Here is a 17,943-nt window from a genome sequence, read left to right on the forward strand (position 1 = left end):
CTGGCGCTGCAAATTGGAGCGGGTTCCCTGCCCGAGCAGGCGCGGCGGGTCAAGACATTATCGATGCGGCAGAAGGGCTGCCGCCAGCTGTCCCCAAGCGATCGATCTGCCGGTCAGCCAAAAGCGATCAGCAGGTCCTTGGCGTCGATCTGGTCGCCGGCCTTGACCAGCACTTCGGCGATCACGCCGTCGCGCTCGGCATGCAGCGCCGTCTCCATCTTCATCGCTTCGATCGACAGCAGCACGTCGCCCGCCTTGACCGGCTGGCCGGCGGCGACGGCAAGCGCCGACACTACGCCCGGCATCGGCGCGCCGACATGTGCCTCGTTACCCGGCTCCGCCTTGCGCCGCGCCTTTGCGGCGGACGCGCCATGCGCCCTGTCCGGCACCTTGACGCGGCGCGGCTGGCCATTGAGCTCGAAGAACACCGTGACCATACCCTTGTCGTCGACGTCGCCGATCGCCTGGCAGCGCACGACCAGCGTCTTGCCTTTCTCGATATCGACGAAGACCTCGTCTTCCGGCTTCATGCCGTAGAAATAGGTCGGCGTCGGCAGCACGCTGACCGGCCCGTAGGTCTCCTGCGCGGCGGCGAAGTCGGAAAACACTTTTGGATACATCAGCCACGAAGCGAATTCGAATTCGCTGAGCTTGCGTTCGAGCTTTTCCTCGATCTCCTTGCGGCTGGCCTTGAGGTCGGCCGGCTTGAGCAGCGAGCCCGGCCGCACGGTGATCGGCTTCTCGCCCTTCAGCACCTTCTTCTGCAGTGCCGCGGGCCAGCCGCCGGGCGACTGGCCGAGATCGCCGCGCAGCATCGACACGACCGAATCCGGGAAGGCGATGTCCTTGGCAGGGTTCTCGACATCGGCGACGGTAAGATCCTGGCTCACCATCATCAGCGCCATGTCGCCGACCACCTTGGACGACGGCGTCACCTTGACGATATCGCCGAACATCAGATTGACATCGTGATAGGCCTGCGCCACCTCGTGCCAGCGCGTTTCCAGTCCGAGCGAGCGCGCCTGCTCCTTAAGGTTGGTGAACTGCCCGCCCGGCATCTCATGCAGGTAGACCTCCGAGGCAGGTCCCTTGAGGTCGCTTTCGAAGGCGGCGTACTGGTTGCGCACCGCTTCCCAGTAGAAGGAGATGTGGCGGATCCATTGCGGGTCGAGGCCAGGATCGCGCTCGGTTCCCTTAAGCGCCTCGACGATCGAGCCGAGACAGGGCTGCGAGGTGTTGCCCGAAAACGAGTCCATCGCCGCATCGATAGCGTCGACGCCGCTCTCCACCGCCGCCAGCACCGTCGCCGCCGACAGGCCCGACGTGTCGTGCGTGTGGAAATGGATCGGCAGGTCGGTCGCCTCGCGCAGCGCCTTGAACAGCACGCGGGCAGCGCTCGGCTTCAACAGCCCGGCCATATCCTTGACGGCGATGATGTGGGCGCCGGCAGCCTCGAGTTCCTTCGCCAGCCCAACATAGTATTTCAGGTCGTATTTGGCCCGCGCCGGGTCGAGGATGTCGCCGGTGTAGCACATCGCCGCTTCGATCAGCTTGCCCTCGGCGCCCACCGCGTCCATGGCGACGCGCATGTTCTCGACCCAGTTCAGGCAGTCGAAGACGCGGAAAAGGTCGACGCCGCCGGCGGCTGCCTGTTTGACGAAATGCTGCACGACGTTGTCCGGATAATTGGTGTAGCCGACGCCGTTGGCGCCGCGCAAAAGCATCTGCAGCAGAAGATTGGGCGCCGCCTCGCGCACTCTGCCCAGCCGCTCCCAGGGATCCTCGGTAAGGAAGCGCATGGCGACGTCGAAGGTGGCGCCGCCCCAGCATTCCAGCGACAGCAGCTGCGGCAGGGCGCGGGCATAGGTGCCGGCAATGCCGGCGATGTCATGCGTGCGCATGCGGGTGGCGAGCAGCGACTGGTGGCCGTCGCGCATCGTCGTGTCGGTGACCAGCACCTGGGTCTGCTCGCGCATCCAGCCGGCAAATTTTTCCGGGCCGACCACGTCGAGCTTCTGCTTGCTGCCGCCCGGCACATTGCCGTTGAGATAAGGCACAACGGGGGCCGCCGCGTCGGCCTTCGGCATCGGCCGGCCACGCGTCTCGGGATGGCCGTTGACGCTGACATCGGCCAGATAGTTGAGCAGCTTGGTGGCGCGGTCCTGGCGCTTCACCTGCTGGAACAGCTCCGGCGTCGTGTCGATGAACCTGGTCGTGTAGGAATTGTCGGCGAAGCTCGGGTGATTGATGATCGCTTCGAGGAAGGTCAGGTTGGTGGCCACGCCGCGGATGCGGAACTCGCGCAGCGCCCGGTTCATGCGCGCGATCGTCTCGGCCGGCGTCGGCGCCCAGGCCGTCACCTTTTCCAGCAGCGGATCGTAGAAGCGGGTGATCACCGCGCCCGAATAGGCGGTGCCGCCGTCGAGCCGGATGCCGAAGCCGGTGGCGCCGCGATAGGCGGTGATGCGGCCATAATCGGGGATGAAATTGTGCTCCGGATCCTCGGTGGTGATGCGGCACTGCAGCGCGTGGCCGTTGAGCCTGATGTCCTTCTGCGCCGGCACACCGGAATCCGCCGTGCCGATGGCGAAGCCGTCGAGGATGTGGATCTGCGCCTTCACGATGTCGATGCCGGTCACCATCTCGGTGACCGTGTGCTCGACCTGGATGCGCGGATTGACCTCGATGAAGTAGAACTTGCCGGTGTCGGCGTCCTGCAGGAACTCGACCGTCCCAGCGCCGACATAGCTGGTCTCGCGCGCGATCTTCAGCGCATAGCCGCAAAGCTCCTGGCGCAGCTTTTCGCTGAGATAGGGCGCCGGCGCGCGCTCGACGACCTTCTGGTTGCGGCGCTGGATCGAGCAGTCGCGTTCGAACAGATGCACGGCATTGCCGTGCGTGTCGCCCAGCACCTGCACCTCGACATGGCGGGCGCGTTCGATCAGCTTTTCGAGATAGACCTCGTCCTTGCCGAAGGCGGCCTTGGCCTCGCGCTTGCCTTCCATCACCTCGCGGGCGAGATCGCTTTCCGCGCGGATGGCGCGCATGCCGCGGCCGCCGCCGCCCCATGATGCCTTGAGCATCACCGGATAGCCTATTTGCGCGGCGAGCTTCTTCACCTCCTCCATGTCGTCGGGCAGCGGATCGGTAGCCGGCACGACCGGCACGCCGACCTCGATCGCCAGGTTGCGCGCCGCGACCTTGTTGCCGAGCCGGCGCATCGTCTCCGGTCGCGGCCCGATGAAGGTGATGCCGGCGGCAGCGCAGGCCTCGGCGAATTCCGGGCTCTCCGACAACAGCCCGTAGCCTGGGTGAATGGCATCGGCGCCCGAGAGCCTGGCGACGCGGATCACCTCGTCGATCGACAGGTAGCTCTCGATCGGCCCCATGTCCTTGGCAAGATGCGGTCCGCGCCCGACCTGATAGCTTTCGTCGGCCTTGAAGCGGTGCAGCGAATATTTGTCCTCCTCGGCCCAGATCGCCACGGTTTTGAGACCGAGTTCGTTGGCCGCGCGAAAGACGCGAATGGCGATTTCGGACCGGTTGGCGACGAGGATCTTCGTGATGGCCAAGGACTGGCTCCAAGGATGGAGAGGATGGGGCTGGCGCAATGATTAGCGTGAAAATGCTGCAGCGCAAACAAAATCGCGCGTCAATTCAAACGATTTAAATCGCCTGTTTGCGGCAGCAGCGCCCCACCAGCCCGGCCGAGCGTTTGAGAGCACAATCTGCATAGCTTGCGGACCAGGCCGCCGTCGATCCGTCGGAGTGTTCAGTTAATAAAAATGCCCGGCGCTTGCGCCGGGCATTCCTTTCAAAGTCGGCGTCTGTTTGCCGGCTTATTTCTCGAAGTAGCTGTACTTGCCGTCCTCGCCCTTCTTCCATTCGTAAATGACGTAGTCCGGACGGGTGATGTCGCCCTTGGCGTCATAGCCGATGTCGCCGATGGCCGTCTTCCACGGGCCGCCGGACTTGATCACTTCGGCAACCTTCTGCGCGTCGTCGGCGGAACCGACCTTGGCGATCGCCTGGGAAATGATCTGCACCGCGGCATAGGAGTAGAGCGTATAGGCCTCCGGCTCGAAGCCGGCGGCGCGGAACTTCTCGACGACTTGCTTGGCGGCCGGGTTCTTGCGCGGATCCGGAGCGAAGGTGTTGAGCGTGCCGTTGACGGCGTCGCCGGCGATCGAGGCCAGTTCGTTGGAGACGATGCCGTCACCCGAGAACAGCGGCGCCTTCAGGCCCTGGTCGGCCGACTGGCGGATGATCAGGCCGGCCTCGGTGTGCAGGCCGCCCCAGTAGATCAGCGTGACGCCGTTTTCCTTCATCTTGGCGATCAGGGCCGAGAAGTCCTTGTCGCCGACATTGACGCCTTCATACATCACTTCCGTGATGCCGTTGGCATTGAGGTTCTTTTTGGTCTCGTCGGCGAGGCCCTGGCCGTAAGGCGTCTTGTCGTGGATGATGGCGATCTTGGCGTCCTTGAAGTTCTTGGCGATGTAGTCGCCGGCCACCTTGCCCTGCTGGTCGTCGCGTCCGCAGGTGCGGAAGGTGTTCCACAGGCCGCGCTCGGTGAGCTTCGGATTGGTCGCCGCCGGCGTCATGACGAGGATGCCGTTCTCGGCATAGACTTCCGACGCGGGAATGGTCACGCCCGAGTTGAAATGGCCGTCGACGAACTTGACGCCGTCGGCGACGAACTTGTTGGCGACCGAAATGCCCTGCTTGGGGTCGGAGACGTCGTCACCGATCTCAAGCTTGAGCTGCTGGCCATTGATGCCGCCCGCCGCGTTGATGTCGGCGACCGCCTGTTCCGCGCCCTTCTGCAACTGCGCGCCGAAGGCGGCGTTGGGGCCGGTGATCGGGCCGGCGACGCCGATCAGGATGTCGGCCCACGCGCTGCCGCTGAACGCGATGAACGCGGTCAGAGCCACGGCGGACAAGAGTGATTTTTTCATTGAAAACGCTCCCATTTACGGAGTGGGCGTGGATGATACTTTCATGCGATGCCCACCCTTATCGCAGAAAGCATTGATTGCCGATTTTCAGGCACTTGTCACGCCGATTCATTCTCGAAACGGCGTTAATCATGACCTTCAACCCTTCGGTTTCCAGCTCAACAGGGAAGCTCTTTCGTAGAGCCAATTATACTGTGTGACCATCTGGTTTGTGCGCGTGTATTGATAGCCGAGAAAGCCCAATATCATCAGCACAATGGTGTCGACGATATAGTAGTGCAGCGAGAACATCGTGCCGGCGAACAAGGCATGATGGATAAATCTTATGCCGATGCCGAGGCCGAGCATGTAGAAGAACAGGCGAACGTGGGTGCCCCAGGTCTGGGCCACGGCTTTGCCGGTCATCCATGCCGCCCCGCCGCCGAGCAGCCCGGTGACGAACAGAAAATGCCAGATCGAGGCCTCTTCGTAGAGAATACCCATGATGATGACCCCTGTTTAGTGATGGCCGCCTTCGAGATAGGCGGCGCGCACTTCCGGATTGGCGAGCAGCTCCCTGCCGGTGCCGCTCATCGTCACATTGCCGTTGACCATGACATAGCCGCGGGTCGCAAGTTTGAGCGCGCCGAAGGCGTTCTGTTCGACCAGGAACACGGTCAGCCCTTGCGTCCTGTTCAACTCGCGGATGGCGTCGAAGATCTGCTTGACGATCAGCGGCGCCAGGCCCAGCGACGGCTCGTCGAGCAGCAGCAGCTTCGGCCGCGCCATCAGCGCACGCCCTATCGACAGCATCTGCTGCTCGCCGCCCGACAGCGTGCCGCCGCGCTGGCCGATGCGTTCCTTCAGCCGCGGGAACAGGGTGAACACCTTCTCGGCATCCTCGTCAAAATGCTTGAGGTTATCGATGCTGGCGCCCATCTGCAGGTTTTCCATCACCGTCATGCGCGGGAAGATGCGGCGTCCCTCCGGCGACTGGGCGATGCGCATGCGCGCGATCTCGTGCGTCGGCAACTGGGTGATGTCGGTGCCGGCGAAGGTGATGGAGCCGGCGCGGGCGCGCGGCGCGCCGAAGATGGTCATCATCAGCGTCGACTTGCCGGCGCCGTTGGCGCCGATCAGCGCCACGATCTCACCCTGGTTGACGGTGACGTCGACGCCGTTCAGCGCGCGGATGTTGCCGTAATAGGTCTGGACGCCCTTGATATCGAGCAGCGTTGTCCCGGCCATTATTTCCGCCCTCCGCGCTTGCCGCCCTCGGTTGGTTTTTTCGGAGCTGCTTTTGCCGTGCCGGACCTGGCCGCGGGCTTGCCCCCCACGGGCCTGCTCGCTACCGTCGCCGTGCGGGCATCGACCTGGGCTGCTTTCGAGGCGCCCTTCGAGACGGTGACGCGCTCACCGTCACTGTGGCCGATCGTGTCCGTCACCGGTCCGGCGAGATAGGAAGACGATGAGCCGGGGCCATGCGCGGCATCGGGGCCGGTATCGAGCTGCTCGATGACGTCCTCGTCGCCGACTTCGGTCAGCACCGTTTCAACTTCCTCGTCGTCGACGCCGAGATAGGCGGCGATGACGCGCGGGTCGGTCCTGACCGATTGCGGATTGCCGTCGGAAATCTTGCGCCCATATTCGAGCACGACGACATGGTCGGAAATCTGCATGACCACCGACATATCGTGCTCGATCAACAGGATCGAGGTGCCGGTGTTCTTGATGTCGTTCAGCAGCGCGTTGAGCGCGGCCGACTCCTTCGGGTTGAGGCCCGCTGCCGGCTCGTCGAGGCACAGAAGCTCCGGCCCGGTGCACATGGCGCGCGCGATCTCCAGCCGCCGCTGCGCGCCATAGGGCAGGTCGCCGGCGGGATCGTCGGCGCGGTCGACGAGATTGGCCTTCTCCAGCCAATGCCTGGCGAGGTCGATCGATTCGGCCGACGCCTGCCGGTAGCTCGGGAAACCGAAAAGGCCAAGCAAGGTATAGCCCGAGGCCTTCATCAGCTTGTTATGCTGGGCGACCAAAAGGTTCTCGAGCAGCGTCATGCCCGAAAACAGGCGGATGTTCTGGAAGGTGCGCGCCACATTGGCGCGCGCCGGAATCTCGTGGTTGGGCAGGCGCTCGAGCAGGAAGGTCGAGCCGTCCCGCTTGTTAAGCGTGATCATGCCTTCAGTCGGCTTGTAGAAGCCGGTGATGCAATTGAACACCGTGGTCTTGCCGGCGCCGTTCGGCCCGATCAGCGCGGTGATCTCGCCGCGCCTGGCCTGGAAGGACAGGTCGCCGATGGCGACCAGGCCGCCGAACTTCATCGACAGGTGCTCGACCTGCAGGATGATATCACCTGCGGAAGCTTGCGCGCTCATCAGCCGTGGCCCTCCTTGGTGAAGGAGCTCGAGACCGCTCTTCGCTTCTTCAGGAAGGCCGTCGGCTCCCGGCTGCCGACAAAGCCGCGCGGCTTCCACAGCATGACGATCACCATGGCCATGCCGAACAGAAGCATGCGGTAGAGTTCAGGTGTGAAATCGGGCCCGAAGCCCGGAATGATCGTGGTGTTGCCCCATCTCAGGCCCGTCTTGAGGAAATCCAGCTCGCGCAGAATCTCTGTGCCTCCGATCATCACTGCCGCCGCCACGGCGATGCCGCCCAGCGAACCCATGCCGCCAAGCACCACGATGGCCAGCACGATCGCCGATTCCAGGAAGACGAAGGATTCGGGGCTGACGAAGCCTTGCCGGGCGGCGAAGAACGAGCCGGCGAAGCCGCCGAACATGGCGCCGGTGGCAAAAGCCGTCAGCTTGGTTGTGGTGGTGTTGATGCCGAGCGAACGGCAGGCGATCTCGTCCTCGCGCAGCGCTTCCCAGGCACGGCCGACCGGCAGGCGGCGCAGCCTAATGGTGACGAAGGCGGTGAGAAGGCAGAGCAGCAGGATCAGGTAGTAAAGGAAGATCTTGTAATAGGCGCCCGACTGGGCAATGCCCAACACCTTCGAGATATAGTTCGGATCCGAGATGTTGAACGACATCAGGCCGAAGAAGGAAACCTTCGGAATGCCGGAAATGCCGGCCGAACCGTTGGTCACCTCGCGCCAGTTGATCAGCACGAGGCGAATGATCTCGCCGAAAGCCAGCGTGACGATCGCCAGATAGTCGCCGCGCAATCTCAGCACCGGAAAGCCGAGCATCACGCCCCAGAAGGCGGCCATGGCGCCAGCCGCGGGCAACAGGATCCAGAACGAAAGGCCGAAATGCGTGCCGAGCAGGGCGTAGGCATAGGCGCCGACGGCATAGAACGCGACATAGCCGAGATCGAGCAGGCCGGCGAGGCCGACGACGATGTTGAGCCCCCAGGCCAGCATCACATAGATCAGGATCTGGATGCCGAAATTATCGACCCATTTCAGCGATCCCTGGAAGCCGAAGGCGAGCACCATCGCCACCGGGTAGAGAAAAAGGACGAGCAAGCCGATCGTGTTGAAGTTGCGGCGCAGCAAGCCGGGCTCCACCGCTGCCACCGCTGGAGCCGCGGCTTTTTCGGCCTTCGACCGCTCCATCGCCGGAACGGCATAAGCGACATAGAGGAACCGGCCGACAGCGACTGCGGCGACCACCAAGGCCAGCAGGCCCCAGCGCTGCACCAGGATCAGTTCGTTGCTGATGTTCTGGTCGGTCCTGAGACCAATGAACAGCACGAACAGGCCGAGCGCGATGGCGCCGGCATAGAGCGCTTCGCGCAAAGCGCGCTGCATTGGAGTAGCGACGGCCTGGCGATCCGGAGACACTGTAACGGCCATGAGATCAGACCTTTTCGACTTCAGGCCGGCCCAGAATGCCGGAGGGAAGGAAGATCAGCACGATGGCCAGGATCGAGAAGGCGGCGACGTCCTTGTAGTCGATCGAGAAATAGGCCGACCACATGCTTTCGATGAAGCCGATCAGGAGCCCGCCGAGCACGGCGCCCGGCAGCGAGCCGATGCCGCCGAGCACCGCAGCCGTGAAGGCCTTCACGCCCGGCACGAAGCCGTCGGAAAACACCACCACGCCGTAATACATCAGGAACAGCGTGCCGGCGACGGCGGCAAGGGCAGCACCCATGATGAAGGTGATGGAGATGGTGCGGTCGACATCGACGCCGAGCAGCGCCGCCATCTTGCGGTCCTGCTCGCAGGCGCGCTGCGCCCGTCCGAGCGCGGTTCTGTTGACGAGGTACCAGAAGATCGCCAGCAGCGCGGCGGTGACCAGCACGATGATGATCTGCTTCAGCGAAACGCTGATGCCGTCGATCGTGTAGACCTGGCTGACCATCGGCGGGATCGGCTTGTTGCGCGGTCCTTGCGTGACCTGCACGAAATTGGACAGCGCGATCGACATGCCGATGGCAGTGATCAGCGGCGCCAGCCGGAACGATCCGCGCAGCGGCCGGTAGGCCACCTTCTCGATCGTCCAGTTATAAAGGCTGGTCAGAAGCATCGCCACGATCATCATGATCAGAAGCGCCACCACGATCGGGAGCGAGTAAAACAGCGCGCCGAGGATGAGGAAAACGATGAGTGCTGTGAAGGCGCCGACCATGAAGATGTCGCCATGGGCGAAATTGATCATGCCGATGATGCCGTAGACCATCGTGTAGCCGATTGCGATCAGCCCATAGATAGATCCCAGCGTCAGCCCATTGATAAGCTGCTGGACGAAGTACTGCATATTTACGCGGCTCCCCTGGAATGTCGCCTTTTGGGTCGCATTCCTTTTCGTATTTCCCCTAGTCGTAAAGTTTCGAGGCCGGATTGCAACGTGATTTTTTCAATCGCCCCGCGCGTTTTGGAAGCGCGCCGCCCGATTGCCCGTTTTTTGCCGCCCGACCCCTGGACTATCGCGGACCCTATCATTGGCACAACGCAATGTCTTTGACGATTCAGCCATATAATGCGCGCCGTTTCGAAGAAATCGCCGTCAAAATTAGGTGAAGAGGCGATTCCTTGCACCAAAGAGGGGTGTCCATTTTTCGCGAAGCGCCTTCCCCAGAGTCAGGTTGTGACGGCTACGTGACAATAAATCCATGCGCGAAGGGGTCACGCTCGTCGATGAAAATGGTGTTCAACCCGGTCATGCGCGCCCAGCCACCGATCGACGGAATGATGGCCGGCTTGCCGGCCACGCTGACCTCTTTTTCGATCCTGCCTTTGAACAGCGAGCCGATGATCGATTCATGCACGAAGCTGTCGCCGGCCTTGAGCTTGCCCTTGGCGTGGAGCTGCGCCATGCGCGCCGAGGTGCCGGTGCCGCAGGGCGAGCGGTCGATCGCCTTGTCGCCGTAGAAGACGGCGTTGCGCGCATCGGCTTCGGCATCTCTGGGCTTGCCGGTCCACAGCATGTGCGACAGCCGGTTGATGCCCGGGTTCTCCGGATGCACGAACGAGTATTTCTCGTTGAGGCGCTGCCGCACCACCGGGCTCCAGGCGATGAGATCGCCGGCCGAATGGTCGGCCATGTCGCGGTAGTTCTCCTGCGGCTCGACGATGGCGTAGAAATTGCCGCCATAGGCGACGTCGACGCTGATCTCGCCGAGCACGGGACACTCCACCGTCAGCGCTTCGGCATAAAGGAAGGACGGCACGTTGGTGATGCGCACCTCCTCGACATACTCGCCGATCTGTTTGTATTCGGCGACGACCAGCCCGGCCGGCGTATCGAGCCTGAGCACGCCCGGCGTTTTCGGCTTCACCAGCCCATGCTCAATCGCCATCGTGACCGTGCCGATGGTGCCGTGGCCGCACATCGGCAGGCAGCCCGAAGTCTCGATGAACAGGATAGCGATGTCGCAGTCCTCGCGCGTCGGCGGATAGAGGATCGAGCCCGACATCACGTCGTGGCCGCGCGGCTCGAACATCAGCCCGGTGCGGATCCAGTCATATTCCGCCAGGAAATGCGCCCGCCGCTCCATCATCGTCGCGCCTTCGAGCAACGGCCCGCCGCCGGCGACCAGTCTGACCGGATTGCCGCAGGTATGGCCGTCGATGCAGAAGAAGGATTTTTTGGCCATGATGCTTCCTAGAGCAATTTCAGGAAAAGTGTGAAGCGGTTTTCCGTCTGGAATTGCGTCAAAACAAAGAGAATGTCAGAACCGCTGCGGGCTGAAAGGGGCGAGATCGAGCGGCGGAGTCTGCCCCAGGACGATGTCGCGGATCAACCGCCCGGTCGCCGCCGACTGGGTCAGGCCGAGATGGCCGTGACCGAAGGCATAGAAGATATTCGGCGCCCGCGCCGCGCCGATGACCGGCAGCGAATCCGGCAGCGACGGGCGATAGCCCATCCATTCGCGGCCGCCTGACGGGTCGAGCCCGGGCAGGAAGCGCCGGGCCTTTTCCAGCATGGCTTTCGAGCGGTCGAAATTGGGCGGCCGCGAAAGGCCGCCGAGCTCGACGGCGCCGCCGATGCGCAAGCCTGTCTCCAGCGGCGTGATGACGAAACCATGGCCGCCAAAGATCAGCATCCGCTTCACGTCGAAGGCCGAGACCGGCAGCGTTGTGTTGTAGCCGCGCTCGGTCTCCAGCGGGATGCGGTCGCCAAGATTTCGGGCCAGAAGATGCGACCATGCGCCGGCGGCGATGACGACCTGTCTCGCAGTCCGCGTCGTGCCGTCGGCAAGCACGATCGCCGCCCCATTCGTTCCGGCCTCGACGTGCTCGACCCGCGCCTTTTCGAAGCGGGCGCCGAGCCGCTCGGCATAGGCCCAGACCGCCTTGCCGAGCAGTTTCGGGTCGGCAACCGTCTTCCAGCCCGGCACGAAGGTTGCCTTGACGAAGCGCGGCGACAGGCCCGGCTGCAAGCCTGCCATCTCGTCGCCTTCGACATGGCGAAAGCCGATGCCGAAACGCTCGCGCGCCGCCCAGCCCGGCAGCGAGGCGCGGAACTCCGTCTCGCTCTCGTAAAGTTCCAGCGAGCCGTCCTCGCGCAGCATCGGCCTTGTGCCGGAGCGGCCGAGCAGATCCATCCATTCGGCCTCGGCGAGCTTCATCATGCCGGCCTGCGCCGCCAGGCCCGCCTCGTAGTGTTTTGTGGCTCCTGCCCGCCGGAAACGGATCAGCCAGGGCAGAAGCTTCGGCAGGTAGGCGGGCGGGATGGCGAGCGGGCCGAGCGGGTCGGCCAGCCATTTCGGCAATTGCCGCATCATCCCCTTATGCGCCAGCGGCAGCACGTCGGAAAAGGCGAAGGCGGCCGCGTTGCCGGAACTCGTCTCCTCGCAGATGCCGGTGCGGTCGAAGACAGTGACGCTGCGCCCCGCCTCGGCGACACGGGCAGCGGCGCAGATGCCGACGATGCCGCCGCCGACGATGGCGACGTCAATGCCAGGATTGTTATTCATGGCTGCGCGCTGTGCTGCATGCCCCGAACCTCGTCCTGCCTCGGCATAGCAACCCTTAGTACTGCGGCAGCGTCGGCCGCGCCGCCAATGCATCCTTGACGATCTTCTCCACCGCCTTGCGGCGCTCGCCTGACAAAGGCTGGCGCGGCATGCGGACGCGGTCATTGCTGTCGATCGCCAGCACTTCGGCAAGCTTGATGTTCTGGACCAGATAGGTCGAGACATCGAGATCGAGCAGCGGCCGGAACCAGCGGTAGATGGCAAGCGCCTCCTCGCGCCGCCCGTGCTTCATCAGCTGATAGATGGCGACCGTCTCGCGCGGGAAGGCCGTCACCAGCCCGGCCACCCAGCCGACGGCGCCGACCGACAGCGCCTCGAAGGCGAGGTTGTCGACGCCGGTGAACAGGTCGTAGCGGTCGCCGAATCGGTTGATGATCTCGGTCGAGCGGCGGATATCGTCGCAGGATTCCTTGATGGCGACGAAGCGCTTGTCGGAGGCCAGCTCTTCCATCATGTCGACGGTGACGTCGACGCGATAGGCAAGGCGGTTGGAATAGATCATGACCGGCAGGTCGCCGGCTTCAGCCACGGCCCGGAGCGCCGCCACCGTCTCTTGGCGGTCGGTGTGGTAGATCGGGCTCGGCACCACCATCAGGCCGTCGGCGCCTTCCCTGGCGGCGCGGCGCGCGATGCTCGCGGCCTCGCGAGTGCCGGGCTCGTTGACGGTCAACAGCACCGGCTTGCCGCCGGCGACCTTCTGCGCCGTCTTCAGCACCTCGATCTTCTCGTCATGCGACAGCATCGGCCCTTCGCCGAGCGAGCCGCAGACGATGATGCCGTCGCATTTGGCCTTCATCTGCAGGCCGAAGCAGCGCTCCATCTCGGCATGATCGAGACGGTCATCCTCGGTGAATTTGGTGGTGACTGCTGGGAAAACTCCGGTCCACATGGTCGTTGCTCCATCTGATATATCAGTGGTATATTTGTTCGAAAATCCACTGTCAATATGGATTCAGCCATGATATATCACAAATATATCAGGAGCGGCCCTTTGATATCTACAGAAGCAAACGCAGTGTCGACCGAGCCGGTCGCGACCAAAGCCTATCGTGTTCTGGAGCACATGATCGTAACGCTCGAGCTGGCGCCGGCGAGCTTCGTTACCGAAAGCGCGCTGATCGAGCGCTGCGGCCTCGGCCGCACGCCCGTGCGCGAGGCCATTCAGCGGCTGGCATGGGAAGGCTTGCTGGACGTGCGCCCGCGCGCGGGCATCGTGGTCGCGCCGCTGCATCCCGGCGACTGGCTGCGCGTCATCGACGCCCGGCGCGGCGTCGAGGTGGTGCTCGCCCGCTCGGCCGCCCGCTTCGTCACCCGCGAGGCCGCCGACATGTTTCACGAGGCGGCGCTCGCCATGCAGCGGGCGGTGATTGCGGGCAATGTGCTTGCCTTCATCCAGGCCGACAAGGCGCTCGACGAGGCGCTGGCGGTGGCCGCCGATAATCCGTTCGCGGCACGGCTGGCGGCGCCCTTGCAGACCCACAGCCGCCGCTTCTGGTTCCGCTACAAGGCTGATACGGGCCTGGCTGAATCAGCCGAGCACCACGTCGCGCTGATCCGCTCGATCCTCGACGGCGACGAGGAAGGGGCTGCCAAGGACGCCAAGAAGCTGATGGCCCTGCTGCGCGGCCACGCCGAGGCGGCCGCGACGCGCTGACTCTGGCAGCAGCTTAGCGCTGAAATTGCGCTGCTCAGCCGCCCGGCTGTCCGACCGCGGTGGCCAGCGTGTCTTCCCATCCCTCGCCCGCCGCCAGGATGCAGCTTTGGCCCTTAACGTCGGTCATCAGGATGGTCCAGGTTCCGCTTGCTGACACAAACACCTCGAAGATGGCGGCTTCTCCGGCCACGCCGTAGCCAAGTCGCTTCTCCTCGAATGCCGCTGCCAGCCTCGCGACCAGATAGTCATGGCCGCCACAGACGATCTGCGCCTGCACGGAAATGCCGACGACGCCATCGCGGCGCCGATCGCGGCGAGCTTGATCCATTGAAATGAAAGTAAACGTGCCATTTGGGCACCTCCTTTGCCTTCGCTTTCCGGCAAGGGAGGCACATTCGGCCGCCTCAGTATGCCGGAACGCTCCAGGCCGGATTCGACGTCTTCATCACGTCACTCCTTCTGGTTTCCGGTCTGTCGTGGGGATTTCAATGTTCCCACTATGTTCCATATATGGTGTCGTCGCGGAAAAACCGCAAGCAGCATCCGCGAATCCTCCAAATCGTGCCGAGCGGACCCGCGGATCTGCTCGGCGACGCTGCTGCGTGACGGATAGGAATATCGTCAGGCGCCGGGCATGGCGGCTGTTATGGTCGGGCTATCCCAGCCTTCGCCGACCGACAGGACACAGCTTTGGCCCTTGGTGTCGGAGGCAAGCACCGTCCAGCTTCCCTGGTCGGAAACGAAGATCTCCAGCACCACATTGGGATTGATCAGGCCGCGACCGGCCTCGCTTTCATGGAACTTGTCGCCGAGCGCCTTGATGATGTCCGCGCGGGGGGCGCATTGCGCGGCTGCATTGGCTGTCACAGCGCCGCTGGTCATCGCCGCCGCAAGGACAATCGTCGCCATAAGATATCGTGTCATCCGACACCTCCTCGCGCCAGACGAGAACCCCGGCTGCCACCGGCGCTGTTTGATTGGCCTGCCCGTTTGGCAGGAATGCAATTTAAGGCGGATGATGGCCGGTTGGTTCCATCCTTTCGTCGTTTTGGCGGCTGATACTACGACCCGAATGCAAAGGCCCGGACGTTGATCCGGGCCTTTGCATTTGCCGAATTTCACATCGCGGCGAGGACGCGCAAACCGGAATCGTCCGGCTAGTTCATCGTCGGAATGACGAACTCGGCCCCGTCCTTGATGCCGGACGGCCAGCGCGAGGTGACCGTCTTGGTCTTGGTGTAGAAGCGGAACGCATCCGGGCCGTGCTGGTTGAGGTCGCCGAAGGACGACGCCTTCCAGCCGCCGAACGTATAGTAGGCGATCGGCACCGGGATCGGCACGTTGACGCCGACCATGCCGACCTGAACGCGCGAGGCGAAGTCACGCGCGGCATCGCCGTCGCGGGTGAAGATCGCCACGCCATTACCCATTTCGTGGTCGTTGGCGAGCTTGATGGCGTTCTCGTAGGTTGGGGCGCGCACCACCGACAGCACCGGCCCGAAGATCTCTTCCTTGTAGATGCGCATGTCGGCGGTGACGTTGTCGAACAGGCAGCCGCCCATATAGTAACCCTTCTCGTAGCCCTGCATCTTGAAGCCGCGACCGTCGACGACCAGCTTGGCGCCTTCCTTGACGCCGATGTCGACGTAGCCCTTGACGCGCTCAAGCGCCTGCGCCGTGACCAGCGGGCCGAAATCGGCCGAGGAGTCCGTCGACGGGCCGACCTTCAGGCTTTCGACGCGCGGCACCAGCTTCTCCATCAGCCGGTTGGCGGTGTCGTTGCCGACGGGCACCGCCACCGAGATTGCCATGCAACGCTCGCCGGCCGAGCCGTAGCCGGCGCCGATCAGCGCATCGACGGTCTGGTCCATGTCGGCGTCGGGCATGATGATCATGTGGTTCTTGGCGCCGCCGAAGCACTGCACGCGCTTGCCGGACGCGCAGCCGCGCGCATAGATGTACTGCGCGATCGGCGTCGAGCCGACAAAGCCGACGGCCTTGATGTCCGGGTCGTCGAGGATGGCGTCGACCACTTCCTTGTCGCCGTTGACGACGTTCAGCACGCCTTCCGGCAAGCCGGCCTCGATGAACAGCTCCGCGATGCGCAGCGGCACGCCCGGATCGCGCTCCGACGGCTTCAGGATGAAGGCATTGCCGCAGGCGAGCGCCGGCGCGATCTTCCACAGCGGGATCATGGCCGGAAAGTTGAACGGCGTGATGCCGGCTACGACGCCGAGCGGCTGACGCATCGAGTAGGTGTCGATACCGGGGCCGGCGCCGTCGGTGAATTCGCCCTTCATCATGTGCGGCGCGCCGATGCAGACTTCGACCACTTCGAGGCCGCGCTGGATGTCGCCCTTGGCGTCGGCGATGGTCTTGCCATGCTCGCGCGCCAGGATGTCGGCCAACTCGTCATAGTCGCGGGCGACCAGTTCGAGAAATTTCATCAGCACGCGCACGCGGCGCTGCGGGTTGGTGGCGGCCCATTTCGGCTGCGCCGCCTTGGCGTTCTCGACCGCGGAGCGCAGTTCCGCCTGCGAGGCCAGCGCCACCGTGCCGCGCACGGTGCCGTCCATCGGCTGCATCACGTCCTGCTTGCGGCCGCTGGTGCCGGCGACACGCTTGCCGCCGATGAAATGACCGTATTCGATCATGGTTTCTCTCCCTGTTTGGTGATGAGGCATTGTCCGCCTTTGCGGCGCCGATGGCAACGCGAGGGGAGGCGCAACCGTTGTGCGAAAAATAGACAACAGTTGACGGCAGAGCATCAATTCTCGCAAAATCGACCCGACCTATTTACGGCAAGGATGGAAAGATTGAGTTCCTTCGCGCCCCCCTCTGTCCTGCCGGACATCTCCCCCACTTGGGGGGAGATCAGCCGTCACCCCTGCTTTCGCCAACCTTCAGCGTTGCGGGAAAGATGCCGGCGGCGCGGCCAGCTGATCTCCCCCCTTGTGGGGGAGATGTCCGGCAGGACAGAGGGGGGCGCGAAGGAACGCAACGTTGATAATCACAATGCGGGCCATCTCCATGAACTGGGATGACGTGCGCATCTTCCTCGCCGTCGCCCGCGCCGGCCAGATCCTCGGCGCCGCCCGGCGGCTGGAGCTCAACCACGCCACCGTCTCGCGCCGCATCGCCGCGCTCGAGGAGGCGCTCAGGACAAAGCTCTTCCGCCGCCTGACCACCGGCAGCGAGCTGACGCCGGCCGGCGAGCGCTTCCTCGACATCGCCGAGCGCATGGAAGGCGACATGATCGCCGCGCGTTCGACAATATCAGGCGAAGGCGACGATGTTTCCGGCACGGTGCGCATCGGCGCCCCCGACGGTTTCGGCGTCGCCTTCCTGGCCAAGCGCCTTGGCGAACTGACCGCGCTGCATCGCGAGCTCACCATCCAGCTGGTGCCGGTGCCGCGCTCCTTCTCGCTTTCCAGGCGCGAGGCCGATATCGCCATCACCGTCGAGCGGCCGACCGAAGGACGGCTGGTGGCCGGAAAGCTGGTCGACTACACGCTCGGCCTGTTCGCCTCGCGCGCCTATGCTGAAGCCAATGGCCTGCCGGAAACGGCGGCCGAGCTCGGCCGGCACACGCTGATCGGCTATGTGCCCGACCTCATCGTCAGCCCGTCGCTCGACTACGCCGCCGAGTTCAGCGCCGAATGGCGCACCAGCTTCGCCATCTCCTCGGCGCTCGGCCAGGCCGAAGCGGTGCGCTCCGGCGCCGGCATCGGCATCCTGCACACTTTCGTCGCCCGCTCGATGCCGGAGCTCGTGCCCGTCGATATCGTCGCGCCCATCCGCCGCGCCTACTGGCTGGTCTATCACGAATCGGTAAGGCCGCTGCGCCGGGTCCAGCTTGTCGCCAACTTCATCACCAAGGCGGTCGAGCGCGAACGCGGCCTGTTCACGTAGCGGTCAGGGCGG

At 63.9% G+C, this 17,943-nt stretch carries 14 protein-coding genes and 1 pseudogene; 2 read left to right on the plus strand and 13 right to left on the minus strand.

Going from position 1 to position 17,943, the window contains the following annotated elements; genetic code table 11:
* Window positions 1-113: 113 nt before the first annotated feature.
* The 10 genes and pseudogenes from pyc to FJ974_RS04905 form a co-directional block, all read right to left on the minus strand.
* Complete coding sequence (pyc, locus tag FJ974_RS04860) at window positions 114-3,572, minus strand: pyruvate carboxylase (RefSeq protein WP_140538105.1); 3,459 nt, start codon at window positions 3,570-3,572, stop codon at window positions 114-116.
* Window positions 3,573-3,839: 267 nt separating this feature from the next.
* Window positions 3,840-4,958, minus strand: coding sequence for a branched-chain amino acid ABC transporter substrate-binding protein (locus FJ974_RS04865; RefSeq protein WP_140538103.1), 1,119 nt, complete (start codon window positions 4,956-4,958; stop codon window positions 3,840-3,842).
* A 138-nt stretch (window positions 4,959-5,096) separates the two neighbouring features.
* Window positions 5,097-5,444, minus strand: a complete 348-nt coding sequence (locus tag FJ974_RS04870) for a DUF6867 family protein (RefSeq protein ID WP_140538101.1) — start codon at window positions 5,442-5,444, stop codon at window positions 5,097-5,099.
* Window positions 5,445-5,456: 12 nt separating this feature from the next.
* On the minus strand, window positions 5,457-6,185 hold the full coding sequence (locus FJ974_RS04875) for an ABC transporter ATP-binding protein (protein WP_140538100.1): 729 nt from the start codon (window positions 6,183-6,185) through the stop codon (window positions 5,457-5,459).
* A 32-nt stretch (window positions 6,186-6,217) separates the two neighbouring features.
* A pseudogene (locus tag FJ974_RS04880) lies at window positions 6,218-7,309 on the minus strand (ABC transporter ATP-binding protein); the annotation flags it as partial.
* Window positions 7,309-8,736, minus strand: a complete 1,428-nt coding sequence (livM, locus tag FJ974_RS04885) for a high-affinity branched-chain amino acid ABC transporter permease LivM (RefSeq protein WP_140538096.1) — start codon at window positions 8,734-8,736, stop codon at window positions 7,309-7,311. The pseudogene FJ974_RS04880 and the gene livM, both read right to left, overlap by 1 nt.
* 4 nt (window positions 8,737-8,740) lie before the next feature.
* The gene (locus FJ974_RS04890; protein ID WP_140538095.1) at window positions 8,741-9,643 is read right to left on the minus strand and encodes a branched-chain amino acid ABC transporter permease; all 903 of its coding nucleotides are present in this window, start codon (window positions 9,641-9,643) and stop codon (window positions 8,741-8,743) included.
* Window positions 9,644-9,980: 337 nt separating this feature from the next.
* Complete coding sequence (locus tag FJ974_RS04895; protein WP_140538093.1) at window positions 9,981-10,982, minus strand: 4-hydroxyproline epimerase; 1,002 nt, start codon at window positions 10,980-10,982, stop codon at window positions 9,981-9,983.
* Between the two features lie 75 nt (window positions 10,983-11,057).
* Entirely contained in the window at window positions 11,058-12,305 is a 1,248-nt protein-coding gene (locus FJ974_RS04900) for an NAD(P)/FAD-dependent oxidoreductase (RefSeq protein ID WP_181177278.1), read from the minus strand.
* A gap of 55 nt (window positions 12,306-12,360) precedes the next feature.
* The gene (locus FJ974_RS04905) at window positions 12,361-13,254 is read right to left on the minus strand and encodes a dihydrodipicolinate synthase family protein (RefSeq protein WP_140538091.1); all 894 of its coding nucleotides are present in this window, start codon (window positions 13,252-13,254) and stop codon (window positions 12,361-12,363) included.
* A 69-nt stretch (window positions 13,255-13,323) separates the two neighbouring features.
* On the opposite strand from FJ974_RS04905, the gene FJ974_RS04910 reads away from it, so the two are divergent.
* Complete coding sequence (locus FJ974_RS04910) at window positions 13,324-14,019, plus strand: GntR family transcriptional regulator (protein ID WP_181177277.1); 696 nt, start codon at window positions 13,324-13,326, stop codon at window positions 14,017-14,019.
* 34 nt (window positions 14,020-14,053) lie between these two features.
* On the opposite strand, the gene FJ974_RS04915 is transcribed toward FJ974_RS04910, so the two are convergent.
* The 3 genes from FJ974_RS04915 to FJ974_RS04925 form a co-directional block, all read right to left on the minus strand.
* Complete coding sequence (locus FJ974_RS04915; RefSeq protein ID WP_226891485.1) at window positions 14,054-14,347, minus strand: hypothetical protein; 294 nt, start codon at window positions 14,345-14,347, stop codon at window positions 14,054-14,056.
* A 293-nt stretch (window positions 14,348-14,640) separates the two neighbouring features.
* Window positions 14,641-14,943, minus strand: a complete 303-nt coding sequence (locus FJ974_RS04920; RefSeq protein WP_140538087.1) for a hypothetical protein — start codon at window positions 14,941-14,943, stop codon at window positions 14,641-14,643.
* A 233-nt stretch (window positions 14,944-15,176) separates the two neighbouring features.
* Window positions 15,177-16,673, minus strand: a complete 1,497-nt coding sequence (locus FJ974_RS04925) for a CoA-acylating methylmalonate-semialdehyde dehydrogenase (RefSeq protein WP_140538085.1) — start codon at window positions 16,671-16,673, stop codon at window positions 15,177-15,179.
* Window positions 16,674-17,049: 376 nt separating this feature from the next.
* Between FJ974_RS04925 and FJ974_RS04930 the strand changes: the two genes are divergently transcribed.
* Entirely contained in the window at window positions 17,050-17,931 is an 882-nt protein-coding gene (locus FJ974_RS04930) for a LysR family transcriptional regulator (RefSeq protein ID WP_140538135.1), read from the plus strand.
* Window positions 17,932-17,943: the final 12 nt, after the last annotated feature.

Source organism: Mesorhizobium sp. B1-1-8 (assembly GCF_006442795.2).
Lineage (GTDB): Bacteria > Pseudomonadota > Alphaproteobacteria > Rhizobiales > Rhizobiaceae > Mesorhizobium.

Bases quoted from the DNA above. Each gene is read 5' to 3' on its own strand.
- FJ974_RS04865 (WP_140538103.1), bottom strand. From the start codon at position 4,958: ATGAAAAAATCACTCTTGTCCGCCGTGGCTCTGACCGCGTTCATCGCG.
- FJ974_RS04875 (WP_140538100.1), bottom strand. From the start codon at position 6,185: ATGGCCGGGACAACGCTGCTCGATATCAAGGGCGTCCAGACCTATTAC.
- livM (WP_140538096.1), bottom strand. From the start codon at position 8,736: ATGGCCGTTACAGTGTCTCCGGATCGCCAGGCCGTCGCTACTCCAATG.
- FJ974_RS04890 (WP_140538095.1), bottom strand. From the start codon at position 9,643: ATGCAGTACTTCGTCCAGCAGCTTATCAATGGGCTGACGCTGGGATCT.
- FJ974_RS04895 (WP_140538093.1), bottom strand. From the start codon at position 10,982: ATGGCCAAAAAATCCTTCTTCTGCATCGACGGCCATACCTGCGGCAAT.
- FJ974_RS04900 (WP_181177278.1), bottom strand. From the start codon at position 12,305: ATGAATAACAATCCTGGCATTGACGTCGCCATCGTCGGCGGCGGCATC.
- FJ974_RS04905 (WP_140538091.1), bottom strand. From the start codon at position 13,254: ATGTGGACCGGAGTTTTCCCAGCAGTCACCACCAAATTCACCGAGGAT.
- FJ974_RS04910 (WP_181177277.1), top strand. From the start codon at position 13,324: ATGATATATCACAAATATATCAGGAGCGGCCCTTTGATATCTACAGAA.
- FJ974_RS04915 (WP_226891485.1), bottom strand. From the start codon at position 14,347: ATGGATCAAGCTCGCCGCGATCGGCGCCGCGATGGCGTCGTCGGCATT.
- FJ974_RS04920 (WP_140538087.1), bottom strand. From the start codon at position 14,943: ATGACACGATATCTTATGGCGACGATTGTCCTTGCGGCGGCGATGACC.
- FJ974_RS04925 (WP_140538085.1), bottom strand. From the start codon at position 16,673: ATGATCGAATACGGTCATTTCATCGGCGGCAAGCGTGTCGCCGGCACC.
- FJ974_RS04930 (WP_140538135.1), top strand. From the start codon at position 17,050: ATGAACTGGGATGACGTGCGCATCTTCCTCGCCGTCGCCCGCGCCGGC.